Annotated in this window: 14 protein-coding genes; 5 read left to right on the top strand and 9 right to left on the bottom strand. The window is 55.5% G+C overall.

The genetic code is table 11. The features are described 5' to 3' along the window. Positions 1 to 117: 117 nt before the first annotated feature. The 9 genes from JFC11_RS02535 to JFC11_RS02495 form a co-directional block, all read right to left on the bottom strand. Positions 118 to 2,964: a valine--tRNA ligase gene (locus JFC11_RS02535; protein ID WP_198348648.1), complete on the bottom strand. Its 2,847-nt coding sequence runs from the start codon at positions 2,962 to 2,964 to the stop codon at positions 118 to 120. A 92-nt stretch (positions 2,965 to 3,056) separates the two neighbouring features. Then, entirely contained in the window at positions 3,057 to 4,373 is a 1,317-nt protein-coding gene (locus JFC11_RS02530) for an HlyD family type I secretion periplasmic adaptor subunit (protein ID WP_198348647.1), read from the bottom strand. Further along, positions 4,370 to 6,508: a type I secretion system permease/ATPase gene (locus tag JFC11_RS02525; protein ID WP_198348646.1), complete on the bottom strand. Its 2,139-nt coding sequence runs from the start codon at positions 6,506 to 6,508 to the stop codon at positions 4,370 to 4,372. The genes JFC11_RS02530 and JFC11_RS02525 overlap by 4 nt, the downstream gene beginning before the upstream one ends. Beyond that, positions 6,495 to 7,949, bottom strand: coding sequence for a TolC family protein (locus JFC11_RS02520; RefSeq protein ID WP_038481276.1), 1,455 nt, complete (start codon positions 7,947 to 7,949; stop codon positions 6,495 to 6,497). The genes JFC11_RS02525 and JFC11_RS02520 overlap by 14 nt, the downstream gene beginning before the upstream one ends. A gap of 36 nt (positions 7,950 to 7,985) precedes the next feature. Beyond that, entirely contained in the window at positions 7,986 to 8,765 is a 780-nt protein-coding gene (locus JFC11_RS02515; RefSeq protein ID WP_038481279.1) for a SapC family protein, read from the bottom strand. 58 nt (positions 8,766 to 8,823) lie between these two features. Further along, the gene (locus JFC11_RS02510) at positions 8,824 to 10,035 is read right to left on the bottom strand and encodes an MFS transporter (protein ID WP_198348645.1); all 1,212 of its coding nucleotides are present in this window, start codon (positions 10,033 to 10,035) and stop codon (positions 8,824 to 8,826) included. An 81-nt stretch (positions 10,036 to 10,116) separates the two neighbouring features. After that, the gene (locus JFC11_RS02505) at positions 10,117 to 10,548 is read right to left on the bottom strand and encodes a DNA polymerase III subunit chi (RefSeq protein ID WP_038481282.1); all 432 of its coding nucleotides are present in this window, start codon (positions 10,546 to 10,548) and stop codon (positions 10,117 to 10,119) included. Positions 10,549 to 10,650: 102 nt separating this feature from the next. Further along, complete coding sequence (locus tag JFC11_RS02500; RefSeq protein ID WP_198348644.1) at positions 10,651 to 11,772, bottom strand: branched-chain amino acid aminotransferase; 1,122 nt, start codon at positions 11,770 to 11,772, stop codon at positions 10,651 to 10,653. A 152-nt stretch (positions 11,773 to 11,924) separates the two neighbouring features. Continuing rightward, a complete protein-coding gene (locus JFC11_RS02495) occupies positions 11,925 to 13,445 on the bottom strand; it encodes a leucyl aminopeptidase (protein WP_095602748.1) in 1,521 nt (506 codons plus the stop codon). A gap of 162 nt (positions 13,446 to 13,607) precedes the next feature. On the opposite strand from JFC11_RS02495, the gene lptF reads away from it, so the two are divergent. The 5 genes from lptF to bfr all read left to right on the top strand — a co-directional run bounded on the left by lptF (position 13,608) and on the right by bfr (position 17,295). Beyond that, positions 13,608 to 14,687, top strand: a complete 1,080-nt coding sequence (gene lptF / locus JFC11_RS02490) for an LPS export ABC transporter permease LptF (protein ID WP_084183657.1) — start codon at positions 13,608 to 13,610, stop codon at positions 14,685 to 14,687. A gap of 15 nt (positions 14,688 to 14,702) precedes the next feature. Then, complete coding sequence (gene lptG, locus JFC11_RS02485) at positions 14,703 to 15,767, top strand: LPS export ABC transporter permease LptG (RefSeq protein WP_038481292.1); 1,065 nt, start codon at positions 14,703 to 14,705, stop codon at positions 15,765 to 15,767. 118 nt (positions 15,768 to 15,885) lie between these two features. Next, positions 15,886 to 16,290: an RDD family protein gene (locus tag JFC11_RS02480; RefSeq protein ID WP_231658335.1), complete on the top strand. Its 405-nt coding sequence runs from the start codon at positions 15,886 to 15,888 to the stop codon at positions 16,288 to 16,290. Positions 16,291 to 16,448: 158 nt separating this feature from the next. After that, entirely contained in the window at positions 16,449 to 16,655 is a 207-nt protein-coding gene (locus JFC11_RS02475; RefSeq protein ID WP_083001105.1) for a (2Fe-2S)-binding protein, read from the top strand. A 154-nt stretch (positions 16,656 to 16,809) separates the two neighbouring features. Further along, entirely contained in the window at positions 16,810 to 17,295 is a 486-nt protein-coding gene (gene bfr / locus JFC11_RS02470) for a bacterioferritin (protein ID WP_009724215.1), read from the top strand. Positions 17,296 to 17,343 lie beyond the last annotated feature (48 nt).

Raw genomic sequence — 17,343 nt, 5'->3', positions numbered from 1 at the left:
CTTACACGGTTCGTCATAAAAAACGATGACGATGGGGGCCGCGGCGGTCAGTAGAGAGGTGTATGAACGACAACGGCACCCAATAGGTGCCGTTGAGATACTGCCGTCAGCGCTGACTTACATCGCCGCGATCTTCACTTGTTGCTCTTCCAGCAGCTTTTTGGCAGCTTGGAATTCAGCGAGTTTGCCACGCTCTTTTTCCACCACGGCTTCGGGGGCTTTGGCGATAAAGCCTTCGTTGCCGAGTTTCTTCTCGATACCGCCGATCAACTTATCCTGCTTGTCAATTTCTTTGGCCAGGCGTTTGAGTTCGGCGTCTTTGTCGATTAGATCCGCCATCGGTACCAGCACTTCCATATCGCCCACTAGCTGTGTTGCGCAGAGCGGTGCGTCGTCTGGGTTGGATAGCCAGGTGGCGCTTTCCAACTTGGCCAGCTTGGCGAGGAAGTGGCGATTGCTTTCCAGACGCTGGGCATCTTCCGGCTTGCCTTTGGTGAGCAGTACGTCCAGCGGTTTGCCAGGGGCGATGTTCATCTCAGCGCGGATGTTACGCACCGCGATAATCACGCCTTTTAGCCATTCGATATCGCGAGTGGCCTGTTCGTCGATTTTGCTTTCGTCGGCTTCCGGCCAAGCTTGGAGCATGATCGACGCGCCATCACCGACGAAGGTGCCTGCCAGCGGCGCAACGCGCTGCCAGATCTCTTCTGAGATGTAGGGCATCATCGGGTGGGCGAGGCGCAGAATCACTTCCAGTACGCGCACCAGGGTTCGCCGCGTACCACGTTTGGCTTCCGTACTGGCGCTTTCGTCCCATAAAACAGGCTTGGAAAGCTCCAGGTACCAGTCACAGTACTCGTTCCAGACAAACTCATACAGCGCTTGGGAGGCGTGGTCGAAGCGGTACTCGTCCATCGCTTTGGTGACCTGGACTTCGGTTTTCTGCAGCTGGGAAATAATCCAGCGGTCGGCCAGTGAAAGCTCAACGTCGCCACCCTCTGTGCCGCAGTCTTCACCTTCGGCATTCATTAGCACGTAGCGTGAAGCGTTCCACAGCTTGTTGCAGAAGTTGCGGTAGCCATCCAGACGGTTCATATCAAACTTGATATCGCGCCCAGTGGTTGCCTGGGAAAGGAACGTAAAGCGCAGGGCGTCGGTGCCGTGGGCTTCAATGCCGTCTTTAAACTCGTCCTTGGTCGCTTTGGCAATGGCTTTGGCCTGTTTCGGCTGCATCATATTGCCGGTGCGCTTTTCCAGCAGCGCATCCAGGCTGATGCCGTCAATCAGGTCGATGGGATCCAGCACATTGCCCTTGGATTTGGACATTTTCTGACCCTGACCGTCGCGTACCAAACCGTGCACATAGACGGTTTTGAACGGTACTTCGCCAGTGAACTTGAGGGTCATCATGATCATCCGAGCGACCCAGAAGAAGATGATGTCAAAACCGGTCACCAACACGCTGGAGGGGTGAAAGGTTTCCAGTTCTGGGGTTTTTTCCGGCCAGCCTAGCGTGCCGAACGTCCACAGGCCCGAGCTGAACCAGGTGTCGAGCACGTCTTCGTCTTGGGTCAGTGTCACCTCTGCACCTAAGCCGTGCTTCTCGCGGGCTTCCTCCTCGCTACGGGCAACGTACACATTGCCTTCCGCGTCGTACCAGGCAGGAATGCGGTGGCCCCACCACAGCTGGCGGGAGATACACCAGTCTTGCAGGTCGCGCATCCAAGCGAAGTACATGTTTTCGTAGTTCTTCGGTACGAACTGGATGTCGCCGTTTTCCACCGCTTCAATGGCCGGCTTGGCCAACGTTTCTACCGCAACGAACCATTGATCAGTGAGCAGCGGTTCGATCACATCGCCAGAGCGGTCGCCATAGGGCAGGGTGTTGTTGACGGCTTCTACCTGTTCCAAAAGGCCCAGGGCGTCCATGTCGGCAACAATTTGCTTACGCGCTTCAAAACGGTCCAACCCTGCGTACTTGGCGGGTAGGCTGGCGTCTTCGTCGGGCTGGGGAGTGCCTTTTAGGTCGAAGATTTCAGCGCGCTCAAGGATGGTGGCATCCTTGGTGAACACATTGATCAACAAGTGGTTCTGGCGCTTGCCGACTTCGTAGTCATTGAAGTCGTGGGCCGGGGTGATCTTCACGCAGCCGGAGCCTTTTTCCATATCGGCGTGTTCATCGGCAACGATAGGAATGCGGCGGCCGACTAGCGGCAATTCGATAAATTTGCCGACCAACGAGGCATAGCGAGCATCGTCTGGGTTAACCGCGACACCCGTATCGCCTAGTAAGGTTTCGGGGCGAGTGGTTGCCACGACCAGATAATCTTTACCATCGGTGGTTTTGACGCCATCGGCTAGTGGGTAGCGGAAGTGCCAGAAGCTGCCCTGCTGATCTTTGTTTTCCACTTCTAGGTCGGAAATGGCGGTGTGCAGGGTAGGGTCCCAGTTCACCAGGCGTTTGCCACGGTAGATCAACTTTTCTTCGTGCAAGCGCACGAACACTTCTTGCACGGCTTTATAGAAGCCGTCATCCATCGTGAAGCGCTCGCGGGACCAATCAACGCTGGCGCCCATGCGGCGCAACTGGCGGGTGATGTGGCCGCCGGACTCCTCTTTCCACTCCCATACCTTGTCGATAAACGCATCGCGGCCCAGGTCGTGGCGGGTTTTGCCTTCTTCCGCGGCAATTTTACGCTCAACCAGCATTTGCGTGGCGATTCCGGCGTGGTCGGTGCCTACCTGCCACAGGGTGTTGTTGCCCTGCATCCGCTTCCAGCGCGTCAGGGTATCCATAATGGTGTCCTGGAACGCGTGGCCCATGTGCAGGCTGCCGGTCACGTTAGGCGGCGGAATCATGATCGAAAACGGCTTACCGCGGCCTGTTGGGGCGAAGCGGTTGTCGGCTTCCCAGCGTTCGTACCAGCGGGTTTCGATCTGTTCGGGTTGGTAGGTCTTTTCCATGGGGAGTCGGCTCACGGCTTGCAAAAAAATGGTGGCAAGTATACCGCGAACGACCCCCTGGCGTCAGGGGCGTTGATGAAACCGCACAGCGGTTAATCGCGTAGGGCGCGGTCGCGTACTTTCACCACGGGCTCCATGAGATAGTCCAATACGCTGCGCTTACCGCTGAGAATATCGATTTCCGCCACCATACCAGGAATTATGGTCAGCGGTTCATTGTCAGCGTCGAAGAGATAGCCGTCGGTGCGCACCTCAACGGGGTACATCAACTCACCGCTTTCGGGCATCTGAACAGCGTCGGCGGCAATAGTGACCAGCTCGCCATCCAGGCCGCCGTAACGGGCAAAGTCGTAGGCCGTTAGTTTTACCTTTACTGGCTGGCCGGGGTAGAGGAAGGCGATATCCGAGGGGCGAATATGCGCCTCTACGACCAAGGCGTCATCGGCAGGAACGACTTCTACCAGCGGCTCACCGGAGCCTGCTACGCCACCTACGGTGCTAATATGCACTTGATTCACGACCCCCGCGACTGGCGAGCGGATGGTGGTGCGTGCCACCTGGTCTGCTCGGCCGGGAAGCGTCTTTTGTAGCTCTGCGACCTGTGAGGTCGCTTCGGCCAACTGAGTGAGTGCATCGGCTTCAAAGGCATTGCGAGCGGCTGCTTTGCGGTCTTCAATTTCAGCGATGGAAGATTCAGCGCGGGCAACGGCACTTTGTTGACGGGCTACCTCGCCGCGCAGCTCGTTGAGTGATTGACGCACTCGCAGCAGCGAGGTTTCTGGTTCAATACCGCGCTGAGCCAGTGGCTGAATGATGGCCAGCTCTCGTTCGGCCAGCTGTACGCCGGAACGGGCGGTGCTTAACGCGGCTTCGAGCTCAGCTTTCTCCTGACTGCGCTGATAGCCCTGCTGTTCTAATACTTGAAGTTCGGCGCTTAGCTCCAACTGCCGCCCATGAAACAGACGGGTTTCGCTCGCAGCCACACTAGGTGCGCCTTGGCTGAGTGCATCATCGAGTGCCAGCGGCGTTTGGTTGATTTCGGCTTCCAGGCGTTGCAAGCGCAGTTGTAACGAACGCAGGCGCTGTAAACTCTCTTCGTAGTCACCTTCCAGCGTGCCGCCACTAAGCACCATCAGCGTGTCGCCTTGTTCGACCGTATCCCCACGGCGTACGTTAATCTCGGTCACCACGCCGCCTTCCAGGCTTTCTACTACTTGCAGGCTGCGCGAGGGCACGACTTTGCCTTGCCCTCGGGTCACTTCGTCCACCTCCGTGAGATAAGCCCACAAGAAGCCAATCAGTAAAAAGCCAATAATGGTGAGCAGGAGTAAGCTGCTGCCAATCGGGCGCTTGGCGCGGCCGTGGCGAACAAAGTGTTCAAAATCAAGCTGGGACGTCGGGCGGCTCACAATGCTGCTCCTTCACGCGCGCGGTGAGGTGCTGCTTCAACGGGGCGCATCACCTGGGTCTTGGGGCCATCGGAAATAATCTTCCCTTGATCAACAATAATCACCCGATCAACCAGTGCTAGTAGGCTGGTACGGTGCGTTACGACGACCAGAGTTTGCGACTGGCTAGCGGCTTTGAGCCGTGAGATCACCTCTTTTTCGGTTTGAATATCCATTGCGCTGGTCGGCTCATCCATCAGTAGCATCGGCGGGGCACCCAGCAGCGCGCGGGCAAGGCAGATAAGTTGTCGCTGGCCACCGGAAAGCCCTTCGCCGCGCTCACCAATAGGCATGTCGTAGCCTTGGGGGTGGCGGGCGATAAAGTCGTGGGCACCGGCCAGTTTGGCGGCCTGGAGAATTTGTTCATCGGTAGGGTGGTGGGCACCAATCGCAATATTCTGGCGAACGGTGCCAGAAAACAGCCACGCTTCCTGCAACACGCTACCAATATTGTGACGTAAATCCGCAGGGTCAATTTGGCGAATATCGGTGTCGTCTACCAGTACCGCGCCTTTTTCGGGCGGGTAAATGCCGAGCAGTAGCCGCGCTAGGGTGCTTTTCCCAGAGCCCACACGGCCCAACAGCGCAACTTTTTCTCCAGGCTCGATGGTCAGGTTGATATTGGCCAGTGCCGCAGTGGTTTGCTCTGGGTAGCGGAAGCTCACATCTTGCAGGCTGATTTTGCCTTCCAGAGAAGAGCGGCTTAAGTAGTGACGGCCAGCGGGGCGCTCGGAAGGCATATTCATTAGTTGGTCGAGCGCACGGTAAGAGGTGCGGGCTTGGTTAATGCGGGTCATGGTTTGAGCCAGCTGCGCCAGCGGCGCGAGTGCCCGTCCGGTGAGAATCACACAGGCAATCATTGCGCCCATGGAAATCACTCCGTCGCCGACTAAAAACACCCCATACACCACAATACTCACCTGAGCGGCCTGCTGGGCGAACGCGGTGGCATTAAGAGCAAACTGTTGAATAGCACGGCCTTTACGACCCACGTTAGATTGCTGCTGAACGCTCTCTTCCCAGCGCTGACGAATCATTGGCGCAGCGCCACTGGCTTTAATGGTTTCCAGCCCGGCTACCGCTTCAATCAGCACGCCCTGCTTGGAACGGCTCTCTTCAAAGGCTTGGCCGGAAAGGCGTTTAAGAAATGGCTGCACCGCCAGGCCAATCAGCAGTACCAACGGCACGGCAATCAGCGGCACCATAAAGAGTGGGCCCCCAATCAGATAAATCACGCCGATAAACAGGAAAATAAACGGCAAATCGACGAGGGCTACCAGCGATGCTGAGGCGAAGAAATCGCGCAGCGACTCAAATTCTCGCAGGGTATTGGCAAACCCACCGGTAGAGCCCCGCTTGGCACTCATTTGTAGGTTGAGCACATGGTCAAAAATGCGCCTGCCCATGCGCAGGTCAGCTTCTTGTCCCGCCCGTTCAATAAACAGTTGGCGCAACGTTTTTACCGCAAAATCAAACAGCAATGCGATGCTCACACCCACGGTTAGCGCGACGAGCGATTCAATGGCCTCGTTGGGCAATACGCGGTCGTAAACCACCATAATAAACAGTGAGGTGGCTAGCCCAAGGAAGTTGGTTAGCGCAGCGGCAATCACCACTTGGGTGTACACCCAACGATTAGACGAGAGTGCGCTCCAAAACCAGTGGCCGCCTTGTATGGCTGGCTCGCTATTCAGCGTTACCGGCCGGTAGCGGGCACGCACTGCAATCAGATGGCCGATGTACTCTGCTTGAAGGGCACTTAACGCGGTTTCGACCGGCTGTTTGCCTAATGCCGGATCGAACAGCGCAAAACGCTCATCATCAATGCGCTCAATGATCACCACGGCGCGCCCGTTTTTTAGCAGCGCGACCGCTGGCAGCAGCGAGTTACCTAGCGTTGCCAGCGCATGTTCACCCAGCGCCGCGACCATGCCGTGACGCTCGGCAGCATCAATAAAGCCGTCGGGGGTGAGCGGGGTGTTTGCGCCTACCCGTTGGGCGCGTATAGCAGCTTCTGAGACCGGCAGCTCAAGCCGAGCCGCCACAAAGGTCAGGCATTGCTCAAGGGCATCCGTGTGTGGATTAGCGGCGTTCAAGGTAAATCTCCATCACATCGAGTAGCTGCCCGGTTACCGCGAGCTGTTGAAAGCTAGCTTGCTCCCAGCGCACACGGCGATTAATCAGCTCTAGCGCGGTTTGGAACAGATCCCGCTGGGCGTCCAACAAATCGTTAATGCTGCTTCTTCCTACGGCGAACTGATCGCGGTAGGCCAGTAGCGCTTCTTCTTCAGCGGCAAGCGTGGCGGTTTGCGCTTCAAGCTCCGCTAGGCGGGTGCGCGTGTCGGTATAGGCAGAGCGCACTTCCCGCTCCAGCTCGCGATGCAAGGCTTGGCGTTCAAATTGGCTCTGCTGCTGACGTTCAACCGCCTGGGCAATGCGCGATGAGGTCGCGCCGCCGCTATAGGGCGTGTAATCAAGATTAAATAGCAGCGCCACGTCATTATCCGATTCGTTGAACTCATTCACATCGAATTGACGACCTTCCACGGCTACGCTCAGGCTAGGCAAGCGGGCGTTACGGGTAGCTTGAGCGTCGGCTTCGCTGGCCTCGCTGGCCAGGGTTTGGCTACGCAGCGAGGCGTTACGTGCAAGGGCGTTATCCAGCAGTTGGTCGGCGCTGGTCTCGCTTAGTAGCGCCCCGCCTTGGGGCAAGGCCAGCTCGTCGGGCTGGGTAAAGAACGCTTCTTGGTAGACGTTAATCGCCCTGGCTAACTCACCTTCTAAAGAGATTAGCCGCGAGTTGGCGTCGCTTAAGCGGCTCTGGGCACGCAGTACATCGGCTCGCGAACCGGCGCCTGCCTCGCGGCGAAGTTGAACGTCTTCAAAAATGCGCTGATGCTGCTGCAGATTGTGCTCAGCTAGCTGGCGCTGAGCGCTAACACGGGCAACATCCAAGTAGGCATTCAAGGCGTAGAGGACTTCTTCTTCGACACTGGCGTGGGACTGCCAGTAAGCCGCTTCAGCGCTAAGATCGGCAGCGCGGATGCGTTCGCCGCTGGCGCCAAAATCTACCAACAGCTGGCTGAGCGTAATGACCGCGTCAACACGTGAGCCGCGGTCGGGCAGTGATTCAGTGCGCTGCAAGTCGTTACGGTACTCAAGCCCAGCGTTTACCTGAGGGCGGCGTACGGCGCGCACTTCGTCAATTTGCAGCACCGACTCACGCTCACGCGAGCGTTGTGCCAGAATTCGAGGCTGTTGCTCTAGCGCCTGTTGGATTTTTTGGCGTAGCGCACCTAGCGCAGGGGTGGCTTCCATTGGCTGACCCGTTTGCCAGCGAAAGCGCGTTAATAGTTGCGTTAGTTCCGGCGAAAATGCCGGGCCTTCCAGCGATGAGGCGGGCAGTGGCGCAGCCTCAGGAAGCGGTTCATCAAGCGCCGTTTGAGCGGCCAGTAATGGACTTGCCAGCAAAAACGCAGCGGCCACGCTGCTTAGTAATAGCCGTTTGCGTGGCCGCGTATCAACATTAAAAGACATTCACGTTCCTGAATAACGTCGGTGCTTGGCACCCAATTAAGAGGGATCCGGCCATTGATAGCGTTCTTCGCTGCTAAACGCTTCTTGCCACTCGGAAAGGGGGCGGGAAGCGTTTGCTTCTGGCGGCGATGTTGTCGGCCGCTGAAGGAGGCTGCGAAGTACGCCAAGCTGCCGTTGGGATATGAGCTGAGCGTACACTAAAGGAACGGCACCCAATTGCCAGAAAAGCCCCATTTGTTCAGCGGATAGCGCCTTCCAAGCGGGCTCATCAATTTGATATAGCGGCGCGCTGCCTTGATAGCCTTCTGGCTGCCAAGGCGTGAGCAGCTTGGCATTGGCCAATGCATCAAGCTGCTGTGCAACTCGCTGGCAACCTGCTTCCCGCTGCTGGAGAAAAGCCAGTACTTGTTGGGGGAAGCTGGCTAGCTCGCCGTGTTGGTTAAAGAAAGGCTCGGCATCCAGGCGCGCCACCACAAAGGGTGAATGTTGGTCGATGCATAGCTTTTCAGGATATTCAGCATGCAGCCCGAAGGGGTGGCTTCGCAGGGCGGCGGGCACATACGCCGCGCGCCAGCGCCCTTGGCTATCGACGATGAGATTTTGCTCATCGCGCAGCCCCAGTAGTGCGACGGCCTGCCAGCCTGATGCTGTTTGGGTAAACCCAATAGGAAAGCTGGCGGCCGCATGACGTAATTCACCCTCTGCTAGGCTTGCCTGGGTAATGTGCTGAGCAAAGTGGTAGGCAGTAAAACGTTGCCACATCAAACCGCCGTGGTGCTTAACGTTAAGCGGCACCCAGTGGGCAGTGTGGGCCATAGGAAAACCTTTGTGGTGTCGGTGTTAGGGCGGCCACCTTACCAAGAACACGCGTTAATCATTTACTTGAAGAGAGCCCACGCATGGCGATTAATCCAAGCACTGGGCCAGGCAGGAGCCACCAGATCACCCAGGGACCTTGGCTGGCCCATAGGGCAGTGACTAGAGCGATAGAAGGAATCGTTAGGCCAAAGCCAATAGCATTCATCATGGCAAGTGCTGCACCGAGGCGCTCAGGTGGGGCGGCGGCTGACGCCAGCGCGGAAAACTGCGCGGAATCGGCAATTAAGCTAATACCCCAAATCCCTAACAGGGTTAGCAGTAGCCAGGGTGAAGTGCCACCTAAGAGTGGATAGAGCAAACAAAGCGTGCCGGAGGTCGCTAGCGCCACAACGGCCACTCGCGCACTGCCCACTCGGCGGCTCCAGCGGCCAGCCCAAACGCAGCCAGGTAAGCCCAACGCAATCACCGCAAAGCTGAGCCATGGCTGAAGGCCCGGCGCTGCGCTTAGGCGTTCCAGCTCTCTAGCAACTAAAAAAGGCACCAGCGCCCATAGGGCGTATAGCTCCCAGCAGTGACCAAAGTAGCCCAGCGCCGCGGCGCGAAAGTTCTTTTGCCTGAAGGCAGCCAGTCCTGCCCAGGGGCGTCCGCCGCTGGCTGTGGCAGGCAGGTGTGACCCCACGCCTAGTTTAAAAATCATCAGTGCGGCGAGCAGTGCCAGGGCAGAGGACAGCAACAGTGGCCATTGCCATGGCAAGTGCAGCGTTAGCCCGCGCAATAAGTGGGGCGAGGCAATGCCCAGTGTCAGCATGCCGACCAACCAGCCCAGCGCCGAGCCTGCGTTGTTGGGTGTCCAGCTCACCACCAATTTCATACCGAGCGGATAAATACCGGCAAGACACAGCCCGACCAAAAAGCGTGCTGCTACCGCTAAGCTGACGCTCTCGGCGACACCAATAAACGCGGCGTTAATCAGCGCGCCTGCTACCGCAGAGATAGCGAACAAGTGGCTGGCGCGTACGCGGTCGGCAAGGCCGGTGGTGGCAATTAACAGCGTGCCGGTAATAAAACCTGCTTGCACTGCAATGGTGAGCAGCCCCAGGTCGCTTTCACTCAAGCCAACAGCCTGTTGAAGCGCCAGCCCAACGCCGTTAACACTGAACCAGAGCGATGTTCCAAACAGCTGTGCAATGACAATCACCGCCAACGGGGCGCGCGCTAAAAAAGCATGGGAAGATTGGGTGGATGCAAGCCGAGTGGGAAAGCGCATTGGGTGACTCTTCCGCTGAGTTGTTGTTATGTATGGCGCTAGTGTAAGTGGCTATGCATCAGTGGCCAGATGGTAGAAAGATTACCCCAACTTATGCGGCACCACTTCATGACCCATTTCTTTATAGCGTTGCCAGCAGGCACGTTTGGCGACCAGTACTTGTTGGTGCTGATTGATGATTTCGGCAATGCGGGCGTAGCGCTCCACGCCGTCGGGAATGTCGGGGTGCAAGTTCAGTAGAGCGGTTTCTTGCGTTGGCACCGGGAGTTGCTGCCAGCCTAGCGTTATCGGCACGCTGGCGGCCATATCGCTGTCTTCCAATGCGTGGGGGAGGTAGGCATCTTCACGGAACTGCCAAAGGGCCTCGTCGGCCTGTTCGGCCAGGGCTTTATCTTCGCAGTGCAGGTGCAACCGATAGCCTTTGCGGTAGATGGTTTCTGCTAGCTTGCAAGCAAACTGTAGGCGCGCTTCCAGGGTAGTGTCAGGAAGAATATAAAAATCGATACGTGCCATCAAAGGCTCCAGCGGTTCCCGCTTTTTTCAAAACCCGTCCCTACCACCGCGGCTAGTGGCGGTAGGGTGCCGGTTTATATCCGTTGATTTATACCAACTGATTTATACCAATCGGGTAAGCCAACCGTATTTGTCTTCACTGCGGCCATATTGCAGATCAAGCAGCGATTTACGGATGCGTTTGGCAATTTCATTGTTGCCATCGCCTTGTAAACGAATACGCTCGTTTTCGGTGACCAGTTCGCCGACCGGGGTAATTACCGCTGCTGTGCCGCAGGCGAACACTTCGGTAATCTCGCCAGACGCAGCGCCTTCGCGCCATTCATCGATGCTGATGGCGCGCTCTTCCGGTGTTAGGCCCGCATCTTTTGCCAGGGTAAGCACTGAGTTGCGGGTAACGCCTTCAAGGATGGTGTCGGTGAGGCGGGGCGTCACTAAACGACCATCTTTATAAACGAAGAACAGGTTCATACCACCTAGTTCTTCAATCCACTTGTTTTCAGCGGCGTCTAAGAACGCTACCTGGCTACAGCCGTTTGCGGCGGCTTCTTTCTGGGCTGCCAGAGAGGCTGCGTAGTTACCGCCGCACTTGGCAAAGCCGGTGCCGCCAGGGGCTGCGCGCTTGTAGTGGGAAGAGAGCCAGATAGACACCGGCTCAATGCCGCCTTTGAAGTAAGCCGCCGCCGGTGAGGCGATCACGTAGTAATCCACTTCATGGGCAGGACGTACGCCTAGGAAGGCTTCGGAAGCGATCATGAATGGACGCAGGTAGAGGCTGCATTCGTCGGCATCGCTGGAAGGTGTAGGTACCCAGGTGTGGTCTTGGGACAGCAACGCTTTCAGTGAACCGATGAAATCTTCATCGGAAAGCTCCGGCAACGCCAATCGGCGGGCGCTGCGGCGAAAACGCTCGGCGTTTTTCTCTGGGCGGAACGTCCAGATAGAGCCATCGGCATGGCGATACGCTTTAATGCCTTCGAAAATCTCCTGACCGTAGTGCAGCACCGAGGCCGCTGGATCGAGGGTTAACGGACCATAGGGACGCACTTGATGGCCGTGCCAGTCAGCGTCGACTGTCCAGCGGACGTGGGCCATATGGTCAGTGAAATGCTTGCCAAAACCTGGATTCTGCAGAATGTTGTCACGAATCTCATCGGCCATCGGTTGGTTGGACGGCAGTATTTCAAAATGTGACCCATGTTGGGTATCTGAAGCTGTGGGCACGGCGTATTCTCTCCGCTATAGCCTGGCCCCGAAGGGCAAGTGTTGGTGTTTATATGGTGTAGCGTGCGCCCTGAAAGCAGCACGCACGCTAATGCCCTTAGATGTAACGTTTACGTCAACGAAAGGCAACCGTTGATCGTCTGATTGTGATGTTAACCATCGCTATTTTCTACTTGTGCATCGGCCTCACGATCAAGCAAGTACTGGGTTAGCAGCCCAACCGGGCGGCCGGTAGCGCCTTTTTGTTTGCCGGAGTGCCAGGCGGTACCTGCAATATCCAGGTGCGCCCAGGGGAAGTGATCGGCAAAGCGCGATAGGAAACAGGCTGCCGTAATGGTGCCTGCCGGGCGGCCACCGATATTGGCCAAGTCGGCAAAATTGGAATCTAGCTGTTCCTGATATTCATCCCATAGCGGCAGATGCCAAGCACGATCCCAAGCCGCTTCGCCAGCGTCCAGCAGGTCAAGTGCCAGGTCATCATCGTTGGAAAGCAGGCCCGTTGCGTGGTGGCCAAGGCCAATAATGACAGCACCGGTCAGGGTGGCAATATCAACCACGCTGGCCGGGGTGAAACGCTCTGCGTAGGTAAGCGCATCGCACAGCACCAAGCGGCCTTCGGCATCGGTGTTGAGCACTTCAACCGTCAATCCTTTCAGAGTTTTGATAATGTCGCCGGGTTTGGTGGCCGCACCGTCAGGCATGTTTTCAGCAGCGGCAACAATAAACACCACATTTAGCTTGGGCTTAATGGCGAGCACTGCTTTTACGGTGCCGAATACGCTCGCCGCACCGCCCATGTCGAACTTCATTTCATCCATGCCTTCGCCGGGCTTCAACGAAATACCGCCGGTATCGAAGGTAATGCCTTTGCCCACTAGCACATGGGGCGCTTCTTCAGAATTTTCCGCCCCCTGGTATTTCATCACGATCAGGCGTGTTGGTTCTTGACTACCGCGCCCAACAGAAAGCAGTGAACCAGCACCCAGCGCTTCCAGCGCCTCTTCATCTAAAATTTCAACCTCGAGGGCGCCTTGGGAATCGCGGCCCAACTGCTCGGCTTGTTCGGCTAAATAGCGCGGTGTACAGACGTTGCCCGGCAAGTTACCCAAGGTGCGGGTGAGGTTGATACCCTGGCCAATGGCAGTGCCCAGTGTTGCCCCTTGTTTGGCCATTGGTGCTTCGTCGGCATCGCTGACAATCAGGTTCAGCTTGGCCAGGCTGGGGGCTTTTGCGGGAGATGATTTGAACTGGTCAAAGCGATAAATAGCGCGTTGAGCTGCTTCGAGTGTTTTACGAGCTTTCCAAGCAGTGTCGCGATCTTCTAGAGGAACGTCTGTAAACGTAGCACTAGCTTCATCAATGGGCAGTTTGGTCAACGCTGCCATGGCGGCGTCTAAGGCTTTAATAAACGCCGCTTCCTGGCATTTGGCACGTTCGCCCAGGCCAACGAGCAATAAACGTTCGGCGCCTAAGCCCGGCGCAAAGGGGACAAGCTGCACATTGCCCAGCGAGGCATCAAAGTCGCCACGGTCAAGCAACTGGCCAATTAGCCTCTCGCTCGCGTCATCTAATTTGGCGACGGCGGGCAATAAGTCGCTACCTTTAAAGACAGGCAAAACGAGGCAAGCCGTTTCGGCTTTGGCTGGGTTCGCGGTCTGAACGGAAAATTCCATGACGTCTCCAACAAGACAAGCATCGAGTGATTCGGGATAATGCCCCGTTACTTAGGTTTTGATAATCGGTTTTTGATAACAAATTTTTGATAGCAGTTTGATTAGTGTACCCAAGCCATGGGCGCATTGCATTGCAACCTGCGCTACTAGCCGGAGAGTGCGTTGATTTTATTTCGGTACTTAACTCGCGAAGTATTACTGACGATGTCAGCGGTGGCTGGAATTTTGCTGCTGGTCATCATGGGCAGCCGTTTTATTCGCTATTTCTCTGATGCGGCAGAGGGCGACATTCCGGTCACTATTTTAGGCAGCCTGATGGTTTTTCACCTGCCTGGATTTATGGAACTGATTCTACCGCTATCTTTTTTCCTGGGGATATTGCTGGCCTATGGTCAGCTTTATATGAACAGTGAAATTACCGTGATGGTGGCTTGTGGTATGAGCCCTATGCGGCTATTGCGAGTAACGCTGTTGCCTGCTTCGGTTGTGGCGGTGCTGGTGGGGCTTTGTAGTTTGTGGCTAACACCTGCGGGCGCGTTACAAACTGAGGCTGCGCTTGAAGAGCAGCGCAGTCGACTGGATGTGTCAGTACTGGCACCTGGGCGTTTCCAAGATTTCGGTGGAGGACGTACCGCTTACATCAGCGATTTCAGCAGCGATGGCACTGAAATGCAGGAGGTGCTGGTTCATGAGCAGCCCGTAGCTGGGGCGGAAAAGACTCATAGCTACGTGACCCGGGCAGGTTCTGGTTATCAAGAAACCAGTATGGAAACCGGCAGCCGTTTTCTAGTACTGGAGGATGGCGAGCGCTATGGTGTAACGCCAGGTAAACAAGCTGCTGAACGGTTAACGTTTGAGCGCTACACATTGCGCCTGGGCTTGAGCCGGAATCGACAAGAGCTGGATTCATTAGAGTACGCGACCACGACTGAGCTTTGGAACGACCCCAGTCCTCGTGCCCAAGCGCAATTTCAGTGGCGAGCGGGGTTGCCGCTAATGGTGTTTGTCTTGGCATTACTAGCCCAGCCGCTTTCCAGAGTAAACCCTCGTCAGGGGCGGTTTGCCAAACTACTGCCTGCCGTTTTTCTTTACGTCGCTTATTTAAGCCTGCTATTGGCCGCGGTGGATGCGGTCGGTAAGGGCGTGCTGGAAGTTGCGCTGGGGGTTTGGCCGGTACACGGGCTGTTCTTGGCGCTTGGCTGCCTGCTGCTATGGCACTCGCAACGTAAAGGAATGCGCTAATGAAGGGGCTAATTCATGCTTGCTGATCGTCTTGATCGTTATATTGCCCGCAATGTGTTGGCGGCCATCATTGTCGTCCAGTTCGTCCTGCTTGGCTTGGACATCACCATCGCCTATATCGGTGATTTAGGCGACACCCAAGGTAACTATACCGCGTTAGATGTGTTGATTTATCTGGGCATGCGTCTGCCTTGGCGATTTTATCAATACGCTCCGGTGGCGGTGTTGATTGGCGCTCTGATTGGCATGGGGAGCATGGCATCCAGCAACGAGTTAACCGTCATGCGTGCCGCTGGCCGATCGCTTGCGCGGATTGTCTGGGGTGTCATGAAGCCGGTGCTATTAGTGGTCGTGGTGGTACTGCTGGTCGCCGAATTTGTATCTCCCCGTACGGAGCAATTTGCCGAGGCATGGCGTTTAGAGCAGCGCCAGGGGGAAGGGGCACTGCTAACTAGCCGAAGTGGTTGGCAGTTTGAAGGAGAAAGCGTGTATCGCTTTGGCGCTATTCGTGCGGATAACGTGGTGCTGGATTTAACACGCTATCGTTTTGATGAGCGTCGGCTAATTGAGGCTACCCATGCGAATCGTGCGCATTGGGAAGAGGGGGCATGGCAGCTGGAAGATGTTACCACTACGCGTATTTTTGATGACCATACAGAGTCGGAGTATCAGCAACACGCGGGTTGGGATACAGCGTTAACGCCCACCCAATTGGAACGTTTGCTGCGTGATATCGAGAGCCAAGCGCCTAGTGAGCTGTGGGCGTACGCCAACTTTTTGCAAAGCCAAAACCTCCAAGCTGACCAACCGCTGCTCTATTTCTGGCAAAAGGTGCTGATGCCGCTAACGATGGGGTCACTGGTATTAATCGCCGCTTCCTTTGTGTTTGGCCCATTGCGCACGGTGGCCGCAGGTACGCGAGTGTTTTATGGCGTGGTGACCGGCCTTGTATTTAAGTATGTACAAGACCTGCTGGCACCTGCATCAACCATTTTTGGTTTTTCGCCTGTGTGGGCGGTGTTGGTGCCAACTCTTGCCTGTGCGGCGGTAGGTATTTATTTCTTACACCGCAACGGCTAGTTGCGGCGGCGACACGTGAATGAGGATGAGCATAGTGACGAGCAAGGTGACGAGCCCCCGGCGCTTTACCCAATTAGATAGCGTCTGGCCTGCTGGGTTAAGCCGCCGTTTAGGCGCGATGCTGTACGACGGATTTTTGGTCACAGCCATTTGGATCATGGTGACAGTAGCTCATCTGGCTTTTTTTCGCTTTGTGTTGGGGCAGCAGGCTGACGAGATAGGCACAACTCCGTTTGATATCTGGAGCCTTAGGCTGATGTTGCTGTTCTTTGTCACGCTATTCTTTATCTACTCGTGGCGGCGTGGTGGCATGACGTTAGGGATGCAGGCGTGGCGGCTGCGGGTGCAAACCACCGATGGTCATGCGATTACTCTTAAGCAAAGCCTAATTCGCTGTGTGACTGCCTGGCTGTCCCTGGCCGCGTTTGGCATTGGTTACTGGTGGGTTTTGTTTGATCGGCAGCGCAGAAGTTGGCCAGATATCGCCTCGAATACGCAAACCGTGGTGCTACCGAAAAAATAATTTTACCGCCTGTTTTGCTAAAAATATTGCTATGACAAGGCGTTATCATATGGCTCATTTTTATTAAGACGAATGGATACCAAAAAGCATCCATTTCTACTTGAAAAGATGTATGCGAATCATTTACATTCATCTCATGATCTTTATGAGGTGTTGCCATGTACGTTTGCGTGTGCAAGGGAGTAACCGACCATCAGATTCGCCAGCACGTTAGCGATGGAGCGCGCAGCTGGCGAGAAGTACGCGAGGCCACAGGTTGCGGAACCCAGTGCGGAAAATGCGCTTGTTTTGCTAAATCGCTAACCCGCGAAGCGGTTCAGGAGGCTCGTTGCGAAGCGGATATGAGTCTCGCTTACGCTGTGTGACGCGAATCACTATTGTTAAATTTATCGTTAGCAAATATATGATTTTTTTGAGTTTTTAGTCATTTTCTATATACTCCCAGCATCGTTGGGAGTAAGCCTATTTATGGCCTATACTCTCTAGTTAGCGTAATCGCACACTAAGAAAGGTGACGTCATGAAAGGTGATCCCAAGGTTATTCAGCATCTCAATATCGCCCTCGGCAATGAACTGGTAGCCATCAACCAGTATTTTTTGCATGCCAAAATGTACAAAGACTGGGGCTTTAAAGAGCTTGCCAAGTGGGAATACGATGAGTCCATTGAGGAGATGCAGCACGCCGATAAGCTAATTGAGCGTATTTTGTTCCTTGAAGGCATTCCTAATCTTCAAGATCTAGGTAAGCTGCATATCGGCGAAAATGTAAAAGAAATGCTCGAAAGTGATTTGAAAATCGAGCATGACGGCCGCAACGACTACATCGAAGCGATTACCTATTGTGAAAGCGTTAAAGATTACGTGACTCGTGATCTACTGCGCGACCTGCTTGCCGATGAAGAAAGCCATATCGACCATATCGAAACGCAGCTTGGTCTGATCGATAAAGTGGGTATCCAGAACTACCTGCAAAAACATATGCAGTTGGCGACTGACGAAGAGTAACACCGCTTAACTGGATTAAAGCAAAACGGGCAGCCAAATGGCTGCCCG

It is taken from the genome of Vreelandella alkaliphila (assembly GCF_016107625.1).
GTDB classification, from domain to species: domain Bacteria; phylum Pseudomonadota; class Gammaproteobacteria; order Pseudomonadales; family Halomonadaceae; genus Vreelandella; species Vreelandella alkaliphila.
This window is presented reverse-complemented; position numbering and strand designations above follow the sequence as displayed.

Bases quoted from the DNA above. Each gene is read 5' to 3' on its own strand.
- JFC11_RS02535 (WP_198348648.1), bottom strand. From the start codon at position 2,964: ATGGAAAAGACCTACCAACCCGAACAGATCGAAACCCGCTGGTACGAA.
- JFC11_RS02520 (WP_038481276.1), bottom strand. From the start codon at position 7,949: ATGTCTTTTAATGTTGATACGCGGCCACGCAAACGGCTATTACTAAGC.
- JFC11_RS02515 (WP_038481279.1), bottom strand. From the start codon at position 8,765: ATGGCCCACACTGCCCACTGGGTGCCGCTTAACGTTAAGCACCACGGC.
- JFC11_RS02510 (WP_198348645.1), bottom strand. From the start codon at position 10,035: ATGCGCTTTCCCACTCGGCTTGCATCCACCCAATCTTCCCATGCTTTT.
- JFC11_RS02505 (WP_038481282.1), bottom strand. From the start codon at position 10,548: ATGGCACGTATCGATTTTTATATTCTTCCTGACACTACCCTGGAAGCG.
- JFC11_RS02495 (WP_095602748.1), bottom strand. From the start codon at position 13,445: ATGGAATTTTCCGTTCAGACCGCGAACCCAGCCAAAGCCGAAACGGCT.
- lptG (WP_038481292.1), top strand. From the start codon at position 14,703: ATGCTTGCTGATCGTCTTGATCGTTATATTGCCCGCAATGTGTTGGCG.
- JFC11_RS02480 (WP_231658335.1), top strand. From the start codon at position 15,886: ATGCTGTACGACGGATTTTTGGTCACAGCCATTTGGATCATGGTGACA.
- JFC11_RS02475 (WP_083001105.1), top strand. From the start codon at position 16,449: ATGTACGTTTGCGTGTGCAAGGGAGTAACCGACCATCAGATTCGCCAG.
- bfr (WP_009724215.1), top strand. From the start codon at position 16,810: ATGAAAGGTGATCCCAAGGTTATTCAGCATCTCAATATCGCCCTCGGC.